General features: G+C 62.2%; 19 protein-coding genes and 1 pseudogene. 12 read left to right on the top strand and 8 right to left on the bottom strand.

Going from position 1 to position 22,174, the window contains the following annotated elements:
- The first annotated feature begins 101 nt into the window (after window positions 1-101).
- Window positions 102-443 (top strand): DUF952 domain-containing protein, encoded by a 342-nt coding sequence (locus QTL98_RS15140; protein WP_445679300.1) that lies wholly within the window; start codon window positions 102-104, stop codon window positions 441-443.
- Window positions 444-461: 18 nt separating this feature from the next.
- Here QTL98_RS15140 and QTL98_RS15135 read toward each other — a convergent pair whose 3' ends face one another.
- Window positions 462-2,327, bottom strand: coding sequence for an ATP-binding response regulator (locus QTL98_RS15135; RefSeq protein WP_445679299.1), 1,866 nt, complete (start codon window positions 2,325-2,327; stop codon window positions 462-464).
- Between the two features lie 161 nt (window positions 2,328-2,488).
- Complete coding sequence (locus QTL98_RS15130; RefSeq protein ID WP_445679298.1) at window positions 2,489-3,451, bottom strand: GNAT family N-acetyltransferase; 963 nt, start codon at window positions 3,449-3,451, stop codon at window positions 2,489-2,491.
- Window positions 3,452-3,590: 139 nt separating this feature from the next.
- On the opposite strand from QTL98_RS15130, the gene QTL98_RS15125 reads away from it, so the two are divergent.
- From QTL98_RS15125 to QTL98_RS15110, 4 genes are all read left to right on the top strand, one after another.
- Complete coding sequence (locus QTL98_RS15125) at window positions 3,591-5,393, top strand: aminopeptidase P family protein (protein WP_445679297.1); 1,803 nt, start codon at window positions 3,591-3,593, stop codon at window positions 5,391-5,393.
- A 155-nt stretch (window positions 5,394-5,548) separates the two neighbouring features.
- Complete coding sequence (locus QTL98_RS15120) at window positions 5,549-6,712, top strand: phytanoyl-CoA dioxygenase family protein (protein WP_445679296.1); 1,164 nt, start codon at window positions 5,549-5,551, stop codon at window positions 6,710-6,712.
- A gap of 2 nt (window positions 6,713-6,714) precedes the next feature.
- Entirely contained in the window at window positions 6,715-7,797 is a 1,083-nt protein-coding gene (locus QTL98_RS15115) for a GSCFA domain-containing protein (protein ID WP_445679295.1), read from the top strand.
- Entirely contained in the window at window positions 7,794-8,585 is a 792-nt protein-coding gene (locus tag QTL98_RS15110; RefSeq protein WP_445679294.1) for a class I SAM-dependent methyltransferase, read from the top strand. The genes QTL98_RS15115 and QTL98_RS15110 overlap by 4 nt, the downstream gene beginning before the upstream one ends.
- Before the next feature lie 26 nt (window positions 8,586-8,611).
- Here QTL98_RS15110 and QTL98_RS15105 read toward each other — a convergent pair whose 3' ends face one another.
- Complete coding sequence (locus QTL98_RS15105; RefSeq protein WP_445679293.1) at window positions 8,612-8,950, bottom strand: hypothetical protein; 339 nt, start codon at window positions 8,948-8,950, stop codon at window positions 8,612-8,614.
- 65 nt (window positions 8,951-9,015) lie between these two features.
- Between QTL98_RS15105 and QTL98_RS15100 the strand changes: the two are divergent.
- Window positions 9,016-9,528, top strand: a pseudogene (locus tag QTL98_RS15100) (M24 family metallopeptidase); the annotation flags it as partial.
- A 27-nt stretch (window positions 9,529-9,555) separates the two neighbouring features.
- On the opposite strand, the gene QTL98_RS15095 reads toward QTL98_RS15100, so the two are convergent.
- The 3 genes from QTL98_RS15095 to QTL98_RS15085 form a co-directional block, all read right to left on the bottom strand.
- Entirely contained in the window at window positions 9,556-9,831 is a 276-nt protein-coding gene (locus QTL98_RS15095) for a type II toxin-antitoxin system RelE/ParE family toxin (protein ID WP_510637492.1), read from the bottom strand.
- Window positions 9,824-10,117, bottom strand: coding sequence for a type II toxin-antitoxin system RelB family antitoxin (gene relB, locus QTL98_RS15090; RefSeq protein ID WP_445679291.1), 294 nt, complete (start codon window positions 10,115-10,117; stop codon window positions 9,824-9,826). The genes QTL98_RS15095 and relB overlap by 8 nt, the downstream gene beginning before the upstream one ends.
- A gap of 101 nt (window positions 10,118-10,218) precedes the next feature.
- Window positions 10,219-10,893 (bottom strand): peroxiredoxin-like family protein, encoded by a 675-nt coding sequence (locus tag QTL98_RS15085; protein WP_445679290.1) that lies wholly within the window; start codon window positions 10,891-10,893, stop codon window positions 10,219-10,221.
- A 182-nt stretch (window positions 10,894-11,075) separates the two neighbouring features.
- Between QTL98_RS15085 and QTL98_RS15080 the strand changes: the two genes are divergently transcribed.
- On the top strand, window positions 11,076-11,963 hold the full coding sequence (locus tag QTL98_RS15080) for a LysR family transcriptional regulator (RefSeq protein WP_445679289.1): 888 nt from the start codon (window positions 11,076-11,078) through the stop codon (window positions 11,961-11,963).
- Window positions 11,964-11,976: 13 nt separating this feature from the next.
- Here the strand turns inward: QTL98_RS15080 and bcp are convergent, their stop codons facing one another.
- Window positions 11,977-12,438 (bottom strand): thioredoxin-dependent thiol peroxidase, encoded by a 462-nt coding sequence (gene bcp / locus QTL98_RS15075; RefSeq protein ID WP_445679288.1) that lies wholly within the window; start codon window positions 12,436-12,438, stop codon window positions 11,977-11,979.
- Window positions 12,439-12,525: 87 nt separating this feature from the next.
- Entirely contained in the window at window positions 12,526-15,549 is a 3,024-nt protein-coding gene (locus QTL98_RS15070; protein ID WP_445679287.1) for a bifunctional [glutamine synthetase] adenylyltransferase/[glutamine synthetase]-adenylyl-L-tyrosine phosphorylase, read from the bottom strand.
- 159 nt (window positions 15,550-15,708) lie between these two features.
- Here QTL98_RS15070 and QTL98_RS15065 point away from each other — a divergent pair, with 159 nt between their 5' ends.
- The 5 genes from QTL98_RS15065 (at window position 15,709) to QTL98_RS15045 (ending at window position 22,036) form a co-directional block, all read left to right on the top strand.
- Window positions 15,709-19,020: a YhdP family protein gene (locus QTL98_RS15065; RefSeq protein ID WP_445679286.1), complete on the top strand. Its 3,312-nt coding sequence runs from the start codon at window positions 15,709-15,711 to the stop codon at window positions 19,018-19,020.
- Window positions 19,021-19,252: 232 nt separating this feature from the next.
- Window positions 19,253-19,444: a hypothetical protein gene (locus QTL98_RS15060; RefSeq protein ID WP_445679285.1), complete on the top strand. Its 192-nt coding sequence runs from the start codon at window positions 19,253-19,255 to the stop codon at window positions 19,442-19,444.
- Complete coding sequence (locus QTL98_RS15055; RefSeq protein WP_445679284.1) at window positions 19,441-20,208, top strand: metal ABC transporter ATP-binding protein; 768 nt, start codon at window positions 19,441-19,443, stop codon at window positions 20,206-20,208. Before QTL98_RS15060 ends, QTL98_RS15055 begins: the two co-directional genes overlap by 4 nt.
- The gene (locus QTL98_RS15050; protein ID WP_445679283.1) at window positions 20,205-21,113 is read left to right on the top strand and encodes a metal ABC transporter permease; all 909 of its coding nucleotides are present in this window, start codon (window positions 20,205-20,207) and stop codon (window positions 21,111-21,113) included. The genes QTL98_RS15055 and QTL98_RS15050 overlap by 4 nt, the downstream gene beginning before the upstream one ends.
- Window positions 21,110-22,036: a metal ABC transporter substrate-binding protein gene (locus QTL98_RS15045; RefSeq protein ID WP_445679282.1), complete on the top strand. Its 927-nt coding sequence runs from the start codon at window positions 21,110-21,112 to the stop codon at window positions 22,034-22,036. The genes QTL98_RS15050 and QTL98_RS15045 overlap by 4 nt, the downstream gene beginning before the upstream one ends.
- The last annotated feature ends 138 nt before the right edge of the window (window positions 22,037-22,174 follow it).

Raw genomic sequence — 22,174 nt, 5'->3', positions numbered from 1 at the left:
GTCACCTGCGAGGTGGCATCGCTGTCGGTTTTAGCGGGGCTAACTTGCCGCGGCGGGAGGGCGCATGCTAGCTGGGCAGCCAGCCGGAAAAGGAGAGCCAGATGTCCACCCTCTACAAGATAGTGCCTGCCGATCTCTGGGAAGCCGCGGAGGAGAAGGGCGTTTTTACCGGTGCCGGCATCGATCTCAAGGACGGGTTCATTCACCTTTCCACCGGCCCCCAGGTGCCGCGTACGCTCGCGCGCTTTTTCGCCGGGCAGGAAGGGCTGGTGCTGGTGGCAATTGACGCCGGGCTACTGGAAGATGAAGTGCTGTTTGAAGGCGCGGATGGCGAGATGTTTCCCCATCTCTACGGCACCTTCAGGCTTCCGGTGGTTATCGCGGCCTATGAGCTGAGACTGGATGCCGAGGGCAAGCATATCCTGCCGGCAGCACTGGGGTAAGCGGTCGCCCCTCTCCCCTCAGGGCTGCGCGAGAGTGTGCGCCCGCTCGGGGTCGAGCACGCTGGCCTCGACCAGAAAATCATGCACGGCCTCGATGCGCGGATGTTCCGGCAGCACCTGCCAGGCACCGGCAGCGCGGGCGGAAGCTTCCTGCGTCGGCAGGGCGAGGGCGGCAACGGGGATGGTTGCCAGCAGCGGGTCGCGGCGGAATTCGCGCAGGGTGGCAAAGGGGTCGCCGGCTTCCCCCGCAATATCGTAGAGCACGGCGGAGACGGGATGGCGGCGCGCCACCTCCAGCGCCTCACGCCCGTTGGGGGCATTGAGGATCGCCACGCCTTCGCCTTCCAGCGCCTGACGCAGGGCCGGGCATTCCTGCTCCGCATCGCCTACCATCAGCACACCCGGGCGCCAGGAACGCAGTGCCTCGAGCCGGCCGCCGGTAGTTGACAGGGCATTCTCGCTGATGGTCGGGGCGCGGCGGGCAAAAGCGCCGTTTTCCGGCACCGAGGCCGGCAGGGTCAGCACGAAGGTCGAGCCCTTGCCTTCGTGGCTCGCCACCGAGATGTCGCCGCCCAGCATGCGGGCAAAGCGCCGGCTGATGGCAAGGCCGAGCCCGCTGCCGCCATATTTGCGCGAGGTGCTGCTGTCGGCCTGGGTAAAGTCGCGGAAGAGCTTGGCAAGGTTCTCGGCGCTGATACCGATGCCGGTATCGCTGACCTTGAAGCGGATATTGGGCCCCGTGCGCTCGACGGTCAGCGACACGGTTCCGCCTTGCGTAAATTTGGCGGCGTTGGAGAGCAGGTTCATGAGGATCTGCCCGATGCGCGTGCTATCGCTCATCATCAGGCCCAGTTCGGGCGGGCAAGTGACCTTGAAGTCCGACCCGTTCTTGCGAACGAGCGGAGTTACCGTCACCACGATGTCGCCCACCATGGAGGCGATGGAGAAGGTCTCCACGATCAGCTCCACCCGGCCGGCCTCGATCTTGGAGAGGTCGAGGATTTCGTTGATGAGATGCAGGAGATGGCGCCCGGCGCGGTCCACGCGCTCCAGCGGCTCGCGATAGACCTCGTCGCCATTATCCTCGACATCCTCCAGCAGCATCTCGGAGATGCCGATGATGGCGTTGAGCGGTGTGCGCAGCTCATGACTCATATTGGCGAGGAATTCGGACTTGGCGCGGTTGGCGGCCTCGGCGGACTGGCGGGCGACGGCCAGTTCGCGCGTACGCTCTTCCAGCTCGGTCTTGGTGTCCAGCTCTTCGGCATAATGGCGGAAAACGGCGATGGCACGCGCCATGTCGCCCATCTCGTCCTTGCGTTCGGTATAGGGAATGCGGGTCAGCCGGTCGCCGCGCGCCAGCACATTCATGGTCTGGGTGAGCAGGGCAAGCGGGCGGCCCAGCAGGGCAAGGGCAAGGGCAAGGGTCGAGAGCAGAACGATGAAGACCACCAGATTGTCCGTCACCTGGCGCAAGGCGAGGCGATGGATTTCGGTCGTCGAGCGGGTGGTGGAAAGATAGAGCACAAAATGGTTGATCGTGGTGCCCTGCCAGACCACGGGGGCTGAGGCATGCACGAGGCCGTCGGCCGGCGGGGCGCCGATGGCCAGCATCGGGCGGCCTTGCTCGTCCAGCACCTCGGCACGGAAGAAGTCCGGGTCGGTGCCCAGCGCCTCCATCTGGGTGACGGCCTGGTTATTATCGACCGTCCAGAGCGGGCCTGCGAGAGAGCGGGCATAAACGGAGGTGAGCAGGCGCAGCTTTTCATCGAGCGCCGTCATCCGGGCCTCGGCATCCAGCGAGATGGCACGCCAGGTTTGCAGCCCCAGCACCAGCAACAGCACCGCCGTGATGGCGAGCAATATGCGCAGGCGAAAGCTCATCGCTCTTCAGCAGTTCCTTCCCCTCGCGAACACCCGGGAACCGGGCCTTCCCCAGTTAAAGGCTGGAACATCGGCTGACTGTCGGCAAGCGTACTATCGTATAGGCTAGCCGATAGAAGGGCCGGTTTTCCGCGATTTCCTGTTCGGCCGCCTTCCGGGCGTCAGGCTATGAGGGCCCAGCCGGCGATGGACCCGCCCGGCAGCACATATTCGCGCTGCCAGCCGGCACCGGCGAGAACGGCCTCCATCATGCCGTCCGTCGGCACCCGCAGGGTCAGGCGGCGCAATCCCTCCCGCAGGCCGGGCAGGCTTTGCACCGCGCCGGCCAGGGCGCCCGGCGGGCTGCCTGCCCGGGTGGCAAGGGCAATCCGGGCGGCATGGCGGGTGCGCTGCATGCCGCCGGGCTGAAGCTGGACCAGAAACTGCCCCTCCCCCAGTTCGAAGGTTGGCCACAGGGCGGTATCGGCAATTCCGTCCGGCCCCAGCGCATGCCAGCTGGCGGCGAGGGAAGGGCCAAGTACGGCAAGCCGGCGAACGGGCAGGGCGCGTGCCGGCGCCGCCGGCGGGGGCAGGGCGGGGAGCCGCGCGGCGCCGGCATCGCTCCCGGCGAGGGGAAGGGCCATCATCCACTCGTCATTGCCGCCGCTCTCGCATTCGAGATTGCCAGCCAGAAGGCCGAGGCGGGCAAATCCGGCACTGCGGTAGAGCCCCATCGCCGGCGCGTTGATGGTGCGTACGGAAAGCAAGAGGTGATGGGCTCCGGCGGCCCGGCCGCAACCGGCAAGGCCGGCGATGAGCGCCTTGCCGAGCCCTTTCGCCCGTGCCGGAGCATCCACGGCAAGCGCGATATGCCAGAAGCCGGAAAGCCCACTGCCGCTATCGGCCAATGCCATGCCGTAGCCGGCAAGCCGGCCCTGCTGCCAGGCGCCGATGGCAATACCGCTTTCAGGGCTGATCGCCAGCAGTTCCAGCAATGCTGTCATCGGGCCAATTGGCGGGCGCTCCCCGGGGGCTTGCAGCAGCATGCCGGTTTCATCGCTGATGCGATTGGTCAGTGCCTGGACTTCTCCGGCGTCGGCAGGGCCCAGCGGCCTCAAACTCAGCGATGCGACCGGGGCCGTCATCCAGCTCTTTCCTCGGGCTTTGATCTGGCGCCCCTGATGATGGCGGGGTGGCGCTTGCCCCATGCTCTGACTTAAGGTCGGCGCAAGAGGGATGGCAAGCCTCCATCCCGCCGCCCGAGCTTCAGGACCCGCCCCCGAGATGACCGATACGATCCGCATCCGCCTTTCCCGCCTGCGTGCCCTGATGGCCAGCGGCGGGCTTGCGGCCTTTCTCGTTCCCAAGGCTGACGAACATCAGGGTGAGTATGTGCCGGCACGAGCCGAGCGGCTGGAATGGATTTCCGGCTTTACCGGCTCGGCCGGTGTCGCGGCCATCCTGATGGACCGGGCGGCCCTGTTCGTGGATGGGCGCTACACCCTGCAGGCCGGCCAGCAGGTGGATGCGGCGGATTGGGAAATCCACCACCTGGTGGAGGAGCCGGCGGCCCGCTGGCTTGCCACCACCTTGCCGGCCGGGGCGAAGGTTGGCTTTGACCCGTGGCTCTTCACCGTGAGCCAGGTGGACTGGATGACGGCGGAGCTGGCGCGGGCGGGCGTGAGCGCCGTGCCGGTGGCGGAGAACCTGATCGATCTTATCTGGGAAGACCAGCCTGCCCCGCCGATGGCCGCCATCGTGCCGCAGCTCATCGAATATGCCGGGCAGGAAGCCGCGGACAAATGCGCCGCCATCGGCGGGGCGCTCGGGGCTGACGGTATCCACGCCGCGCTGCTGACCCAGCCGGACGCTATTGCCTGGCTTCTCAATGTGCGCGGCGCCGATGTGCCCAACACGCCGCTACCGCTTTCTTTCGCCGTGCTGCATGCCGACGGGCGCGTCGACTGGTTCGTAGCCGAGGGCAAGCTGACGCCGGCGGTAAAGGCCACGCTCGGCAACCGTGTCAGCGTGCGCGCGCCGGACGCGCTGGGCGCCGTGCTGGACGATCTGGGCACGCAGGCCCTCAAGGTGCGCATTGACCCTTCCAATACCGCGCTGTGGCTTGCCGAACGGCTGAAGGCTGCTGGCGCGACCCTTGAGCGCGGCATGGACCCGATCTCCCTGCCCAAGGCCTGCAAGAATGCAGCGGAGCTGGCCGGTTGCCGGGCGGCGCACCGGCGCGATGGTGCGGCAATGGCCCGCTTCCTCCACTGGCTGGAAGAGACGGCGGCCGGCGGCGGGCTTGACGAGATGACGGTGGTGGACCGGCTCTATGCCTTCCGTGCCGAAGACCCGCTCTTTCGTGGCAATTCCTTTGACAGCATCTCCGGCAGCGGGCCCAACGGCGCCATCGTGCATTATCGGGTAAGCGCGGAAAGCAACCGCATGCTGGGGCTGGGCGAGCTTTTCCTCATCGATAGCGGCGCCCAGTACCAGGACGGCACTACCGACATTACCCGCACCGTGGCCATCGGCGTGCCGACGGAAGAGATGCGGGCGCATTTCACCGCCGTGCTGCGCGGCCATATCGCGCTGTCCCGTGCGCGTTTTCCCGCCGGCACCGTGGGCGGCCAGCTGGACGCCTTTGCCCGTCAGTTCCTGTGGCAGCAGGGCCTCGATTATGACCATGGCACCGGGCATGGCGTCGGCAGTTATCTGAGCGTGCATGAGGGGCCGGCGCGTATCTCCAAGGCCGCCAGCACGGTGGCGCTCCAGCCCGGCATGATCCTTTCCAACGAGCCGGGTTATTACCGCACCGGCCGCTATGGCATCCGCATCGAAAATCTGGTGGCGGTGGAAGAATGCCAGGCGCTGGTGGGCGCCGAGCGTCGCTTCTTCTCCTTCGAAACCCTGACGCTCGCCCCGATCAGCCGCGAGCTGATCCTTGTCGAAATCCTGCTGCCGGAAGAGCGGGCCTGGATCAATGCCTATCACGCCCGGGTGTGGAACGAGATCTCCCCGCTGATCGACGAGGGGCCGGTGCTTGAGTGGCTGAAGGCGGCGACGGCGGTAATTAAGCTTAGTTGAGTATCTTGTTCGCAAAAGATAGGTGATAATCTCTGATAAGCCGCTCAATGGATATCGGCCGCAGGAACAATGTTGAAGCGGCCCGTTGGTTGGCTCTTTTATGCATCGGCAAACAGGGCTTTCTGTGTATGTATGTTTTTCTTCGAGGGTGAAGCATGACGATCCAAGACCTATTGACGGTGGCTAAGAGTATAAATCCAAATTTTTCTTTCGATGACGCTCTGATTTCCAAAGTGGGGTCAATGAATGAGGGGGCAGAGTTTTGTGCTGTGGCATTGAGTGTTCTAAATTCCGAACTGAAACAGGGTTATTTTGAAACAAATCACTTCTCAGATTCTTTAAAATGGAAAGATTTTCTAAACTATGATAGAAGCTGCCTATTAAATGATATTATAGCTAAATTGTTTAATGAAAGGTTGGATCTGTCAGGCGTTCCCTCAATTTTCCCAAATTTCGATAAAAGCAACTTCCGCCCTGAGGCTTTTCTTCGTGAGGACGGGGTTTTTGAATCCGATATTCATTTGCCAACCGAGTATATTTCAAAAGTAAGGAATATTTTAAAGCAGTATAAATTTTACAATAAAATGCAGAAAAAATCAAAATATGGAGGTTCAATAGAAAGAAACATCTCCACTCTTACGGGAGTGTGGTGGCTCAAAGATATGCCTTCATTTGCATCTGAGAGGATACTTCAAGACATCGCTTTTGACCCATACTTGTTGGGCGTCGCTCAGCGTTTTCTCGGCGCTACGCCCATCCATGTTCAAACTAATGCATGGTGGACCTTCAAGGACAGCGATACTGCCAAGAGGCAAAGCTCGTCGCAAAATCGAAACGCCCAAAAATTTCATCAAGATCAGGAATTTATCAAATTTTTAAAAATATTTTTTTACCTAAACGACGTAAATGAAGAAAATGGTCCGCATGTTTATGTCACGGGCTCAGTAGAAGATTATGAAAGTCGTATACCTGGAGGGGGGGCCGTCCGGCGTTTGGAGGATCATGAAGTATATGATAGTTATGAAAAAAGTAGAGTGAGGAAGATAATTGGGCCGGCAGGATCCATAATTTTTGAAAATACTCGAGGCTTTCATAAAGGAGAACCGGTACGTTCCGGCTATCGATTGATGCTGCAAATAGAATATGCGAGTTCACTTTATTTTAATCCCATACCAAGATTTCCAGAGATTGAAGCTCGTTATGGCGGAGGGGCGGCTTGGAAACGGACCAGCTTGAATTATGGCGGCAATGCTGAGAAAAAATGTCGTGGAATGTTTGGTTATCTAAGAAATCTAATTTCTCGTATTGGGGAGCTCTAAAAATGCTTTCGGGTCTGAGCTTTGTTAGAGCGGAAAATATATCTAAAAGCAGAAAGTATAATAGTTGGGGGAAAATCGTTAACTCGAGGCATCTTCCTTATGAAAAAAAATCAAATTTTGATATTGAAACCGAAGTATTTGCTATTGGATCGTGTTTTGCCAATGAAATTCGGTCCGTTTTGGAGCGGCGTGATATTTTAGTCCACCCCAAAGTCGATGAAAGAATATCCAGCTTACTTCCTTCCGAGATAAAAATTAATCCCAGTTGGGGGGGGTGGGATGAGCGTGTTCACTATCAATGCTATACACCTTTTTCGGTGCTGCAGGACTTGGAGGGGGCTGTAGGGCTGTGGCGCCCCGTCCCTGAATCCATTATAGAAACCTGTAAAAATGGGGATCGTCGCTTCTGGGACCCTTATAGAAGGGCCTTATATGGAAGGAGCGTGGAGGATGTATTATCTGTTAGGGAAATAATGTTTGATAATATTAAATATGGAGTAGAGACATCGAAAATTATTGTAATAACGCTAGGTCTTGTGGAGGCGTTTTGTTTAAACAAATATGGTGGATATATATCTGAGTATAATGGAGCTTATGCGGATAGGGTGACTTTTGCTAATAAAGGTTTTTTAGAAGTTCTTGAAGCTTTAAGGGGGATTTGTAGAATTTTTGAAAATCACTTTCGGGAAAAGAGGCTCGTATTTACCGTCTCGCCAATACCGTTAAGTCGTACTTTTTTAGATGTGGATGTTGTGACCGCGACGATGCGAGGGAAATCTATTCTTCGCGCCGCGGTCGACGTCATTCGAGAGGAGTTTGATAATGTTGATTACTGGCCTAGCTACGAGTTTGTGATGTGGTCCGGAGAAGGCTTCAGGGTTGACGATGTTCGTCATGTCAGGGCTGAAACGGTTGAGAAGATAACAGAAGCTTTTTGTGATTCTTATTTTTCTTCTGTCTTCAGTGTTAAAAAGAATAAATCCATAATAGACGTAGAGGACAATTCAAAATTTTCCCGTATGGCTGGTTCTGGAAAAAGATATTTTGATTTTATTTCAAATATCTTGAAGGGAATTAAGAAATGAAGATAGTTGACGAAATTAAAACATATTTTTATTTTCGGAAAAGAAAATCAAAACTAAATAAGTCGTTGCATAAAATATTATCGGCTAAATTTGTTTCAGAAAATAAAAAATTCTACAGTTCTAAGGATGAGTACGATCAATATGATGATCGAGAGATGATGCAGTTTGAGCATGGAAATTGTCGGGCGTTAGTTAATGGTTATCTTCAGGAGCTACCTTTTTCAGAAGTTCGTAATGCTTATCTGGATTCGGTATATAGAGTTATATCTGAAAATATAAAATCGAACCTGGAAAATAGAAAAATCCGTATCTTGGAGGTCGGGTGCGGTAATGGTACCAACCTAATGCTGCTTAATAGTGCATTTGGTGATGCCGTTGAGCTTTCTGGTGTGGATATCTCAGCAGAGCGCATAAAAAGAGGAACGGAGTATTGGGGGCGGCGACTGGGAAGCGCTACGCTGTCGGTAGCTGATGCCACTGAAATGAATGGCATTGAAAGTAATAGTTATGATGTGGTCTACTCAATCTGTGCGCTTGAACAGATTAATGATGGATTGGCGCGTGCCGTGTCTGGAATGGCTAGAATTTCCAAGTCGGATATTGTTTTTGTTGAGCCGGTCTTTGAGTATGGAAATGAAGCGCAAAGGCTGTACTCTTTGGTTGCTAATCATTGTCGGAATTTGTTGTCGTTAATAATGGCACAAGGATTGGACGTGGTTGAGGCTAGGAAAATGAATATACTTCATAATCCCCTCAATCCAGTTGGTGTTGTTAGGTTAAAGAAATAAAACCCAAAATGTACTGAGCAGAATATTCACATGCTATATTCAGAGCTGGTAATTTCCTGACAGTCACCGCCTTTGGATCCGGCTGCGGTGACGGGGTTGGTTTTGCGCGCCTCCGCGGGCTGGTTGCGGCTACCGTCCCGGAGTGCCTTCAGGAGTGTTCTTGTCTTCATGTTTCTGCCCTGATGCGGGCGTTTGGTAACCTGTTCTCCAAGTTGTTCGCATTCGAAGTAGAAGTCCTGACTGCCGTTGATGCCTTTGATGAGCAGCTCACGCCCCAGCTCCCGTTGCAGTGTCGATCCCTCCAACACAGCGCTCTGGCTTGCCGACCGCCTCAAGGCGGCCGGTGCCACGCTTGATCGCGGCATAGACCCGGTCTTCCTGTCTAATGCCTGCAAGAATGCAGCGGAGTTGGTGGGCAGCCGGGCCGCTCACCGCAGTGCTGCGCGGCCACATCGCGCTGTTCCGTGTGCGTTTTCCCGCCGGCACGGTGGGCGGCCAGCTCGATGCCTTTGCCCGCCAGTTCCTGTGGCAGCAGGGCCTCGATTATGACCATGGCACCGGGCATGGCGTCGGCAGTTACCTGAGCGTGCATGAGGGGCCAGCGCGTATCTCCAAGGCCGCCAGCACAGTAGCGTTGCAGCCCGGCATGATCCTTTCCAACGAGCCAGGTTATTACCGCACCGGCCGTTACGGTATCCGCATCGAAAATCTGCTGACGGTGGAAGAGTGCGAGGCGCTGGTGGGCGCCGAGCGACGTTTCTTCTCCTTCGAAACCCTGACGCTCGCCCCGATCAGCCGCGAGCTGATCCTCGCCGAAATCCTGCTGCCGGAAGAGCGCGCCTGGATCGATGCCTATCACGCCCGGGTGTGGAACGAGATCTCCCCGTTGAGCGACGAAGAGTCTGTGCTGGAGTGGCTGAGAGTGGCGACGGCAGCGCTGTGATCCTTTGGGCTGCATTGCCCTTGGGGATCATGGCCATGTTTGCGCTGCATGCAGCACGCGCAGGATCGTCACGAGTCTCGGCGTTTCTGCATAGATCACGATGTAGCTGGGTCGAATGACGAGTTCCCTTGTTCCGTCTACCCTGCCGTGACGGCAGCGCTTCGGGTAGGAAATGAGCTGGCCAACCTTGTTCTGGATCTCGTCCATGAAGGCCAGCGCCGCATCCGGATTGTCGTCGGAAATATAATCGACGATGGCCATAAGGTCCGCGACCGCCGGAGCTTTCCATTCCAGCTCAGGCACGGCGTTTCGCGGCAATCCGGGCGCGGACTTCGCGCATTACGTCTTCATGCGACATGGCGGGGCCCGGATCAGCCAGCGCCTCCTGGACCTTGGCCCGGAACCAGCTGTCATAGGCATCCGGACCGGCGGTCAGGCCCGCCGGCAGGCCACCCTCCGCCGCGACCCGCGTCAGCAGGATGCGCACAGCATCGGAGAGGGTAAGGCCGACAGTCGCCAATGCGTCGGCTGCCTTCGTCTTCAGATGGTCATCGACACGGACATGAATCATGGTGGTCTGCGTGGCCATGGCCTTCTCCCTTTTGCCGATTCAGTATGTATCTCAATTGAGATATGGGCAAGGCAGCAGGCTTAAGGCCCGGATGGCGATTGCACCCGGGCCCTTGTGTTTTATGCCGCCTGGCTCGCGGCACGCCGCAATGCCGGCAACAGTTCTTCCGGCTCGGGGCGGCGCGTGTAGTCGGGGTTCACCTCGGCATAGAGGATGGTGCCATCCTGCCCGATGACATAGCGGGCCGGCATCGGCAGGGTCCAGGCCGGGTCATCATTGAAGGTCGGCAGATCGTTCTTGAGGCTCTTGTAGAGCTCCACCAGATAGTCCGGCAGCGCAAAGCGCAGGCCGAAAGCGGCGGCAACATCACCCTTCACATCGCTGAGGATGGGGAAGGAGAGGTTGTTCTGCCGCACCGACTTGCGGCTGTTGGGCGCGGTTTGCGGGGATATGGCGATCAGGCTGCCACCGGCGGCGCGGATTTCCGGCAGCACGGCTTCGAGCGCTTGGAGTTCCATGTTGCAGTAGGGGCACCAGACCCCGCGATAGAAGCTGAGCACAAGCGGCCCTCGGGCGAGCAGCGCCTCGGAGGAGACGGCATTGCCTTCCGGGTCGTTGAGGGTAAAGGCAGGGGCCTTGTCGCCGGCCTTCAGCGCCCGTTCGGCCTGACCGGAGGCGATGAGCTCGGCGGTAGCGCGATGCATGGTGTCGATGACTGATCGCGGGACGCTGTAGGGCGGCTTGCCGGCTTCGAAATCGGCCTTGAAGGCATCAAGGCGGGCTTGCAGGGTCATGGGGGCTCTCCCTCACTGGCCGGCGGACCGGATGGGCCGCCTGACCCCACAGATGCGCCGTCCGCCAGGGCGGCGGTAGAAAGGCCTGCCGACTAATATTTATTCCTCACGGGAATTTTTCTTCCGGCCCATGAGCTGATGGCATTAGGGTTTCTGCCAGAGAAATTCCGGTGGGGAATGGGATGGACCGGTTGCAGGCGATGGCCACTTTCGTGCGCGTGGTCGAGACGGGCAGCTTTTCCGCCGCCGCCCGCCAGTTGGGGGTCGGGCAACCGGCCGTCTCCAAGACGGTGGCACAGCTAGAAGAATGGCTGGGCGTCAGGCTTTTGCTGCGCTCCACCCGGCGCCTGACGCCGAGCGAGGCCGGCCAGCGTTATTATGAGCGCGCGCGCCGGGCACTGGAGGAAGCGGAAGGCGCCGAGGCGGAGGCGCGGGGGGCGGGCAGCGGGCTTTCCGGTAGGCTGCGGATATCGGCGGCCACCACCTTTGCCCGGCTGCACATCATTCCGCGCCTGCCGGAATTCATGAGCCAGCATCCGCAGCTGGAGATGGATGTGGTGCTGGATGACCGCCAGATCGACCTCTTGCGCGAAGGCATTGACCTTTCCTTGCGTATGGGCTTGCTGGCGGATTCCGGGGCGATGGCGCGCAAGCTGGCCTCGGGCCGCCGGTCGGTGGTGGCAAGTTCGGCCTATCTGGCGCGGGCGGGCAAGCCGCAGCATCCGTCTGATCTGGCGACATTAGAGGCGGTGCTGTACGGGCAGGAAAGCCCGGGCTGGGTTTTCCGCAGGGCGACGAGCGAGGTTTCCATGGTGCCGAAAAGCCGCCTCAGCGTTAGCGCGGCCGAAGGGCTGCGTGCCGCGGTACTGGCGGATATGGGGCTGGCGCTGGTTTCCGACTGGATGTTTGCGCCGGAACTTGCCAGCGGCGCCGTCGTGCGGGTGCTGGAGGAGTGGGCGCTGCCGGGCATCGATCTCTGGGCGCTTTATCCCAGCGGCCGGCTCGCCAGCGCCAAGGCGCGGGCCTTCGCGGATTTCGTCGCGTCGGCGCTGGCGGAGCAGGTTTCTTGACGTCGCCTGAAGCTCAGCCGAGCTTGGTGACCGCAGCCAGCACTTCCTCGACATGGCCGGCGACCTTCACCTTGCGCCAGATGCCCGCCACCTTGCCTTCGGCATCGATGACGAAGGTTGCGCGGTCGATGCCCATATATTTGCGGCCATACATGGATTTCTCCCCCCAGACGCCATAGCTGCCGCACACATCGTTTTCGGCGTCGGAAGCGAGGATAAAGGGCAGGTTGTACTTGGCCTTGAACTTGTCGTGGCTGGCCACGCTGTCCTTGCTGATGCCGATGACGGTTGCGCCGGAAAAGGCCGGGAACTGGTCGCGAAAGCCGCAGGCCTCGGTGGTGCAGCCGGGGGTGTCGTCCTTGGGATAGAAATAGAGGATGACGGGCTTGCCGCGCAGCTTCGAGAGGGTCACTTCACCGCCGCCATCGGTCGGCAGCGTAAAGTCCGGGGCAGTCTTGCCGATTTCGAGAGCCATCTTGATTTCATCCTCCTGTTCGGTTGGCCCGGCGCGAGGGGCGTCGGGCACCGTTATGTTTCCGAGCCGGCAGGCGCCGGCCAGGCCTCACGATGTGATTCCGGAGGCATCCGTAGCCTGCACAGGCAGGGATGCGGCGGGCTGCGCGACAAGAGAGCTGTAGAGCGCAAAACAACGCTGCTGCCACTCCCCGATCAGGCGCTCGGCTTCCTCAAAGGTCGGTACCGGGCCGTCGGCGTCAATGGCTGCCTTCACAGTTCGTGCAAGGCCGAGGCGCAGCGCTTCCGGTGCGGAGGCCGGCTCGGTGGTGCGGCCATGGGTGATGCGCATATAGGCCTGCACCCGAAGCCATAGCCCGAGGGCGGTACGCAGCGTGCGCGCATCCTCCTGTGGCAGATAACCGGCCTTGGCCAGCGCCATCAGGGCCTCGCTGGTCCCTGTCTTGAGGATGGCCGGGTTTTCATGCGCATGGCGCAGTTGCAGATACTGGGCGATGAACTCGATATCGACGATGCCTCCGCGGGCGAACTTGGTTTCCCACAGATTGGGGCGGCGGAATTCTCGGTCCAGCCGCTCGCGCATCTCTGCGACATCGCGCAGCAGCCGGTCCGGGTCGCGCGGGCGGGTGAGGGTGGCGTGGATTACTTCCTCGATGGCGGCGGCGAGGGCCGGCGGGCCGGCCACCACGCGGGCGCGGGTGAGGGCCATATGTTCCCAGGTCCAGGCCTCGTTCGCCTCGTAGGCGGTAAAGGCCTCCAGACCGACGGCGGGCGGGCCGGCATTGCCGGAAGGGCGCAGGCGCAGGTCGATCTCGAACAGCTGGCCGTCGCCGCTCTGGGCGGTCAGGGCGCTGATGAGGCGTTGGCCGAGCTTGATGTAATATTCATTGGCGCTTAGCGGCCGCTCGCCATCCGAGCGTTCCTCGGGACCCGGCGGGCGATAGACCAGCACCAGATCGAGGTCGGAGCGCGGTGACAGTTCGCGCCCGCCCAGCTTGCCCATGCCGATAACGGCCAGTTCCGCCTGGCGCGGGCCTACCCGGCTGACACCCGGCAGCGGCGGCATCCGGCCATGGCGGCGGGCGAACTCGCCTTCCACCGCGGGCATCAGCCCTTCCAGCACCGTTTCGGCGATATGAGCGCGCAGGCGGCCATTGCCCTCCCACATTTCCGTCTGCAGTAGCGCATGCAGCCCGGCCTGGAAACTGTGGTCCTTGGCAAAACGCTGGCACAGCGTCAGCACATCCTCAAAGTCGCGCGCATGGGCAATCTGCGAAGAAAGCTCGGCCCGCAGTTCCTCACGTCCCGGCAGCCGGTCGAGGAAACCCGGCGTCAGCACCGCTTCCAGCGCATCGGGATGGTTTGCCATGTAGCCCGCCATCCAGGGCGAATCCCCCATGATGGTCGCCAGCAGCTCCATCAGGTGCGGATTCATCTGGAAGAGGCTGAAAAGCTGCACGCCGGACGGCAGGCGGGAGAGGAAGCTGTCAAAGCGCAGCATGGCGGCATCCGGTTCCGCCGTGCCGGCAAGGGCGCGCAGGATGACGGGCACCAGATCGGTCAGCAGCTCCCGCGCCCGGGTGGAGCGGGTGGCGCGGTAATGCGCCATGTGCCAGTTGCGCACGATGGCGGCCACCCGTGCCGGTTCGGCAAAACCCATCGAGCGCAGGGTTGCCAGCGTCTCGGGATCATCCTCCGTGCCGGTAAAGACAAGGCTGCCTTCCTCGCCGGAAAGGCTCGGCACATCCTCGAACAGGGCGGCATAGTGTCCGCGCACCCGGTCGACATGGGCGATCAGTTCATCCTGGAAGGCATCGCTGGTCGCAAAGCCCAGAAAGGCGGCGATGGCGCCAAGGCCTTCAGCACTCTCCGGCAGGGTGTGGGTCTGGGCATCCTCTACCATCTGCACCCGGTGCTCGACCGTGCGCAGGAAGGTATAGGCGGCGGAAAGTTCCTCGGCGGTTGCTGCCGGCAGGCGTCCGGCCTCCACCAGGGCCCACAGGCCCTTGACGGTGCGGGGAATGCGCAGCGCCACTTCGCGCCCGCCATAGATGAGCTGCTGGGTCTGCACGAAAAACTCGATCTCGCGGATGCCGCCGCGCCCGAGCTTGACGTTGAAGCCGGCCGCGCGTGCCGCGCCGATCCCCTTGTCCTTGAGGCTGTGCTGGTTGATCTGCCGCTTCATGGCGTGCACATCGCGGATGGCGGCGAAATCGAGATTGCGCCGCCACACGAAGGGGCGGATAGCGGCAAGGAAAGCCTCGCCGGCTTCGATATCACCAGCGACGGGCCGCGCCTTGATCATGGCGGCGCGTTCCCAGTTCTGGCCAATGGCGCCGTAATAGTACTCGGCAGCAGCAACGGAGACGGCAAGCGGGGTCGAGCCGGGATCAGGCCTCAAGCGCAAATCGGTGCGGAACACATAGCCCGCACCGGTGCGTTCTTCCATTATCCTGACCAGATCGCGCGCAATTCTGACGAAAAGCTGCGGCACACGGTCGGGCTTCGCGCTGGTGATCCGTGACTCGTCATAGAGGATGATCAGGTCTATATCGCTGGAGTAATTGAGTTCCCGTGCCCCGAGTTTACCCATGCCAAGGATGATGAGGCCGCTGGCCTTGATAGCGGCCCCGGCCGCCGGCGCCTCCAGGTCGCCGCGGGCGTATGCGCGCCGCATAAGTGCGTCTGCGGCTGCGCCCAGCGTTGCCTCGGCAAGGCGGGTGAGGGCTTCGGTCACGGCATCGAGCGCCCAGAGCCCGGTGATGTCGGCAATGGCGATGACCAGCCCGAGCCGCCTCTTGGCGATGCGCAGCGGCATCATCACGCGGTCTGGATCGGTCAGCTCGCCGGCCTCGTCGGCAAGTTTCCGGATTTCCGCTTCGAACACCGCATCCGGCCCGTCGGCCTCCAGCGCGGCCAGCAGGTCCGGCTCGCGCTCCAGCGCGGTGGAAAGATGCGGGCTTGCGCCGAAGATCACCTCCAGCAGTCTGCTGGCAGCATCGTCCGCTGGCGCGGCCAGGCCGCGTGCGGCCAGTGCGCCCTGCCAGCGCTCGCGCGCCAGATTGGCCTCGGGGCTGGCAACGGGCAGGGCCCTGGGGGTGAGATCGAACATTGGTGCGCTTCCTGACGGCGGGCCTTGCGGGAGCGGGCTTTCTGGCGAGCCCGGTATTGGCGGGACGGTGGCCGAGCGGGGCAAGATGGTCAAGGCTGGCAAGGGGCGGGCATGGCAGGGGCAGGCGAGCGGTCAGGCGAACCTCCGGGGGCGCCGGTCTTGAGGCGTCTTTTCAGCTGGATATTGCATAGCTGCGGCGGGCTGATCGCGGCAGCGCTGATGGTGGTGCCGCTGATTGCCGGCATGGGTATCGCGCGCCTTACCACCGGGCCGGTGCCGCTCGATATTTTCCTTGGCGAAGTGCAGCAGCTGCTCGCCTCCGCCTTGCCTGGTTACCAGCTCACCGTCGGCCATGCCGAACTGGCGTGGAATGGCTGGTCGGAACCCGTGCAGCTGCGCGCCCGCGAGGTGTCGGTAGTGCCGCCCGGCTCCAGCGACCGGATGATGCTGCCGGCTGTCGGCTTCAGTTTCGATTTTGCGCAGGCGCTCAAAGGCGTGGTGGCGCCCACGCGCCTTAGCCTGTTCAGCCCCGAACTCAAGCTGGTGCTGACGCCGCGCGGCACTTTCGATCTCGACATCGGCACGTTGGCCAATGCCTTGCCGCCGGCTGGCGACGGTGCTGCCACGCTGCCGCCCTCGGGCGAAGGGGCCGGCAATTCGGCTGAACTCTCCGGTGCCGGCGCGGCACCGGCGCCGGACGCGATTGCCCAGTTGCTGGGCGTGCTGGATGGCGGGGAGGGGGGCGGCCGCCTCAGCGGCGCACATCTGAGGGCGGTGCGCATCATCGATGCCCATCTGATCATTGATGACCAGCGCCGGGGCACCGAGTGGGAGGCCACGCACACCACGCTTGGCTTCTCGCGCGATGCGCAGGGGCTGGTGGCAACGCTGGATGCCGACCTTCAGCTGGCCGGCCGCACGGTAACGATCGCCGGGCGGGCCCGGTACGACGCGGCCAGCGGTTCGGTGCTTGCCAACCTCAATTTCGATAATTTCAGCCCGGCGGCGCTGGCGCCCAAACTGCCCGACGTGCCGCAGCTGACAATGCTCGACATGCCCATCGGCGGCAGTGGGGCCTTTACCTTTACCCGCGGGCTGGTGCTCCAGCGGGCGGTTGCGCATATCGACGGTCAGAACGGGCTGCTCAGCGCCGGAAAATATTTCCAGCAACCGCTGGGCATCGACAGCCTGTCCGGTGCCGTCGAGGCCGACATGGCGATGCGCACCTTCACCTTCAGCGACGTGAAGCTGCATTCGGGCGACGCGGTGGTAACGGCGAATGGCCGGCTGGAGCCCTACAGCGACAAGGGCTGGACGCTGGTTGCGGATGCCGGGGCCGATGGCGTGGCCATGAATGACCTTACCCAGTACTGGCCGGTCGATGCCTCGCCGCATGCGCGTGAATGGGTTACCGGCAATCTGCTGGACGGCATCGTGCCGCATGCCGAGATCCATGTCGTAGCCAGCCAGGGCGACCAGGGCGACGTGTGGGTGCGGCGGCTCGATGGCTTCATCGACGTCAATAATCTCTCGGTGCACTACCTGCGCCCGATGCCGCCGGTCGAGCATGTGAACGGGCGGGCAAGCTTCAACGCCACCACCATGGAAATCGCGGTGGAGAGCGGGACGCTCGGCACCATCGCGGTGCAGCCCTCGCATCTCACCATCAGCGATCTCGGGGCGCCGCCGGGGCGTAACGAGCATATGGACATGCAGATCATCACCTCTGGTCCGGTGGTGGAGATGCTGCGGCTCGTCAATCATCCGCGCCTTGCCCTGCTCAAGAAGCTGGGCCTCGATCCCGAGCAGGTCAGCGGGGACGCCGGCGTCAATCTGAAGCTCAGTTTCCCGCTGCTTAACGACCTGCCGATGGAAGAGATTGCCGTCGGTGCGGCCGCCAACATCAAGAACGCCACCGTCTCCGACACGGTAGCGCCACTGTCCCTTACGGCAGGCGATCTGGCGCTGACGGTTGACGGGTCCGGCCTGCAGGTAAAGGGGGCCGCCCAGCTGGACGGCCGGCCGGCGAAGATCGAGTGGAAGGAGGATTTCCGCCACGGAACGCAGACGCCGCGCACGCTCTCGGTGGAGATGACAGCCGATCAGGAATTGCTGATGCGGCGCTGGGGGCTGGCGACGGCGCCCTGGCTCATGGGGCCGGTACCGGTCAAACTCGGTTACCGGCAATCGGCCGACAAGACGCAGCGGCTCGATCTGGTGGGCGATCTGACCCAGAGCACGCTTTCGCTGCCCCAGCTCGGCTGGAGCAAGCAGCCGGGTACAGCCGGCGAGGTCAGCGCTTCGCTGCTGATCGACGACAAAGGCATCGAAGGGGTGCCGAGTTTCAACATCGCCATCGGCGGTGACCAGCTCGCCGGGTCGGTGTTGCTGCAAAATGGCAGCACGCTGCGCCAGCTGCGGCTTGATCGTGCGAAACTGGGGCCTGATGATTTCAGCGCCATCGTCGACCGTCAGCCCGGTGTCTATAACGTGCGGCTCAGCGGCAAGGCGCTCGACCTGCGCCCGCTGCTGGCCGACAAGCCCGCCCCGGAAGGCCAGACGGAACAAGAGCGCAAGGCCGCGGAGGCCAAGGCAATCGAGGAGGCCAAAGCCGCTGCCGCGCGGCGCGCCGCCGGCAAGTCGGATGTCATCAACGCCGAACTCGACCTCGCTTCGCTAACCTTCAAGGACAAGATGGCGTTGACGGCGGTCAAGGGCCGTATCCGCCTGATCGACGGGCTGCTGATGGGCGCGGACGTGAAGGCAGCCTCCAGCAGCGGCACCCCGGTCGAATTTTCCGTCACGCCGCAGGATGCCAATTCGGTGGGCCGGCCGATGCGCGTTGCGACCGACGATGCCGGTGCCGTGCTCAGGGATTTCGGCCTCACGGACAATGTCACCGGCGGCAAGCTCACCATCGAAGGGCTGATGCATGAAGACAATGACCGCCCGGACAAGACACTGATCGAAGGCCGGTTGTGGATGACCGACTACCGGCTGGTGCGGGCGCCGCTTCTGGCGCGCATTGTCAAAGCGGCAACGCTGGGTGGCATCGGTGACTTGCTGGAGGGCAGCGGGCTCAGCTTTGCGCGGCTGGAGACGCAGTACAGCTGGAACTCGCCTTATCTCACCATCGACGGGCTCCGGACCTCCGGCGGCAATCTCGGCGTGACCGCACAAGGGGTGCTGGATACCAAAGCCAAGACCATCGAGCTCAACGGGCAGGTGGTGCCGGCGCTGGCGGTCAATTCCTTCCTGCAGAACACCATCGGTCGCATTCCGCTCATCGGCAGCATCGTCACCGGCACCAGCGGCGGCGGGCTCGTAGCCACGACCTATTCGGTGCGCGGCGGCTTCGATAATGCCGAGGTTAACGTCAACCCGTTCTCGACGCTGACTCCCGGTTTCCTGCGCGACCTCTTCTTCGTGCCGGCCCCGGTCAAGGCTCCCACCACGTCCGGCGGGGGCTGATCCCTTAGCGGCGGCAGCCTTTCCCGACCTTCATCGCGATTGTTTATGAGCCCGGCCCCTTTTCCCGAGGGGCCGGGCATTTTTTATGTCCCGCGATACCCTGTCCCCGCCGCTGCGGCCGCATGACGCTCCCGGCCCCGGACAAGACGGGTTGCCAGTCTGGGCAGATATCGCTAATGATATGTTACATTATAACATATCAAGAATACTTCTCGCGTCCCGGATCCTGCTCATGACCTCATCCTCCTTGCCTCCGCCCCCATGGCGATCGACCGTCCGCCTTGCCGGCGGGCCCCGGCCTTTTGCCTGGAGCGCAGGCCGCCGGCTTGCCGCTGCCCTGGCGGTGGCGGCCTTGCTGTGGCTTGCCGTCGGCTGGGCCAATGGCTGGTTTGCCATGCTGCTCGCGGGGGTGGGGCCGGTATGAGCGCGGGCATCTCAGCAGCCGTTGGCATACGCCTTGACCGGCTGACGCTCGGCTATGGGGGCGAGGTGACGCTGCGTGAGCTGAGCGGCACCTTCGCGCCGGGCAGTCTTACCGCCGTCATCGGCCCGAACGGGGCTGGCAAGAGCACACTTCTGAAGGCTGTCGCCGGCCTCCTGAAACCGCGTGCCGGCAGCATCGAGCCTGTGAGCGCCGGGGGGCAGGGCGCGGGGCGGCAGTGGCGCCGGCTGATCGGCTACCTGCCGCAGCAGGCCGAGATCGACCTCGATTTTCCGATGTCCGTTCTCGACACCGTGCTGATGGGCGCCTGGCGGCGTATTGGCGGGTTTGGCGGTGCGAGCGACGGTCTGCTGCAGGAAGCGGAAGCGGTGCTGGAGCGCTTCGGCCTTGGTGCGCTGGCAAGCCGGCCGCTGGGGGCACTGAGCCCGGGGCTGCGCCAGCGCGCCTTCTTTGCCCGGCTCATGCTGCTGGATGCGCCGGTGCTGTTGCTGGACGAACCTTTTGCCGCGCTCGATGCCGCCACCAGCGCCGCACTGATGGATGTGATTGCCGGCTGGCATGGCGAAGGGCGCACCATCATCACTGTACTACACGACCTTGAACTGGCGCGCACACGGTTTGCCGATACTCTCCGGCTTGCGCCGGACGCCGTGACCTGGGGTCGAACGGCGGGCGCGCCGGGGCCGAAGCCTGCGGTATCTGCCCCCTTGGCCGGGCTGTGCGGGCTTGCCGGGAGGGTGGCATGATCGCCGGGGCCGAAGCGCTGCTGGTGGCGCCCTTTACCGATTACGGCTTCATGCGGCGGGCACTGGTGGCGTGCGCGGCGCTGGCAGTGGGCAGCGGGCCGCTGGGTGTCTTTCTCGTGCTGCGGCGCATGAGCCTGATGGGCGATGCGCTCTCGCACGCCATCATGCCGGGGGCGGCAGTGGGCTTTGTCTTCGCCGGCCTGTCGCTGCCGGCCATGAGCCTTGGCGGTTTTGCCGCCGGGCTGGCGGTGGCGCTTCTGGCTGGGCTCACTGCGCGCCTTACCCGCCAGCGCGAGGATGCAAGCTTCGCCGCCTTCTATCTCATCTCGCTGGCGGCGGGGGTGCTGATCGTCTCGCTGCGCGGTGGCAGCGTCGATCTCATGCATGTGCTGTTCGGCACCATTCTGGCGGTGGACGGGCCTTCGCTGGTGCTGGTGGCCGCTATCGCCACGGTCAGCCTTGCCGTGCTGGCGCTCCTCTACCGGCCGCTGGTGATGGAATGCTTCGATCCAGGCTTTCTGCGGGCGCTCGGGGTGCCGGGCGGGCTCTATCACATCGCCCTCATGGTGTTGTGCGTGCTGAACCTCGTGGCGGGTTTCCAGGCGCTCGGCACGCTGATGGCGGTGGGCATCATGATGTTGCCGGCAGCCGCCAGCCGGTTCTGGGCGCGGCAGGTGTGGAGCCTGATCTGCCTTTCCTGCGCACTCGCGCTCGCCGCCGGCTATGGCGGTCTGGTGCTTTCCTTCCACGCCAGTTTGCCGTCCGGCCCGGCGATCATCCTGATGGCGGGCGGCTTTTATCTTCTCTCCTTTTTCCTTGGCCGGGAGGGGGGCCTTGTGTGGCGGTTTTTTCCGTCCCGCAGACGCGCTGCCGGCCTCATCACCGACGGGAGCCTTTCGTCTTGAATTCCGGTTTTCTTTCCTCCACCACCCGGCCGCTGCTGGCTGTGCCTGTCCTCGCGCTCGGCCTTGCCTTTGCCGGCCCGGCGGCAGCGGCGCCACTGAAGGTGGTTGCGACCTTCAGCATCATCGGCGACATCGTCAGGCAGGTGGGCGGGGAGGAGGTGAGTGTCACCTCCCTCGTCGCTCCGGGCGGGGACGCGCACACCTTCGAGCCGACGCCTGCCGATGCCCGTGCTCTCAAGGAAGCCGACCTTGTCGTGACCAACGGGCTGGGCCTTGAAGGCTGGCTCGACCGGCTGGTGGCTGCCTCCGGCACCAGGGCCAGAATCGCCGTGTTGAGCGAGGGGGTGCACAGCGCCACGATGGTTGAGGATGAAGGCGGGAAAAGCGAGGTTATTACTGATCCGCACGCCTGGCAGAACCTCGCCAACGGGCATCTCTATGCGGCAAATGTTGCCACCGCGCTGGCCGCTGTTGACCCGGCTCACGCGGACGGCTACCACCATAACGCAGTGCAATATGAGGCGAAGATCGACGCGCTGGATGGCTGGGTTCGCGGGGAAATCGCGAAGGTTCCGGCAGACAAGCGAAGAATCATTACCTCGCATGACGCTTTCGGGTATTTTGGGCGTGCTTACGGTGTGACGTTCATGGCGCCCGTGGGCATAAGCACAGAAAGCGAGCCGTCGGCAGCCGATGTCGCCGCGCTCGTCAGGCAGGTAAAAGAACAGGGGACAAGGGCTCTTTTTATCGAGAACATGACCGATCCGCGCCTCGTTCGGCAGATTGCCGAAGAAAGCGGGGCAGCGCTGGGAGGAGAGCTGTATTCCGACAGCCTTTCCGACCCCGATGGTCCGGCTCCCGATTATCTGACCATGTTCCGCCACAATGTCCCGGCAATGGTTGCCGGCATGTTGAAGAATTAACCGTCAGGGCGCCTGCCCCAGGGATGGGGACAGGCGCCGGACACCTTAAAGTCCCGGCAAGCGGGCAGGAGCTGTGCGGTGGGCAAAGGCCCATCGTTCATGGGCAAAACAAGGCTGCAAGACGCGGGTAACGACAGC

The sequence above is a fragment of the Radicibacter daui genome (genome assembly GCA_030657355.1).
GTDB lineage: Bacteria > Pseudomonadota > Alphaproteobacteria > Radicibacterales > Radicibacteraceae > Radicibacter > Radicibacter daui.
The sequence above is the reverse complement of the archived record's forward strand: the minus strand, read 5'-3'. Positions and strand labels throughout refer to the sequence as shown.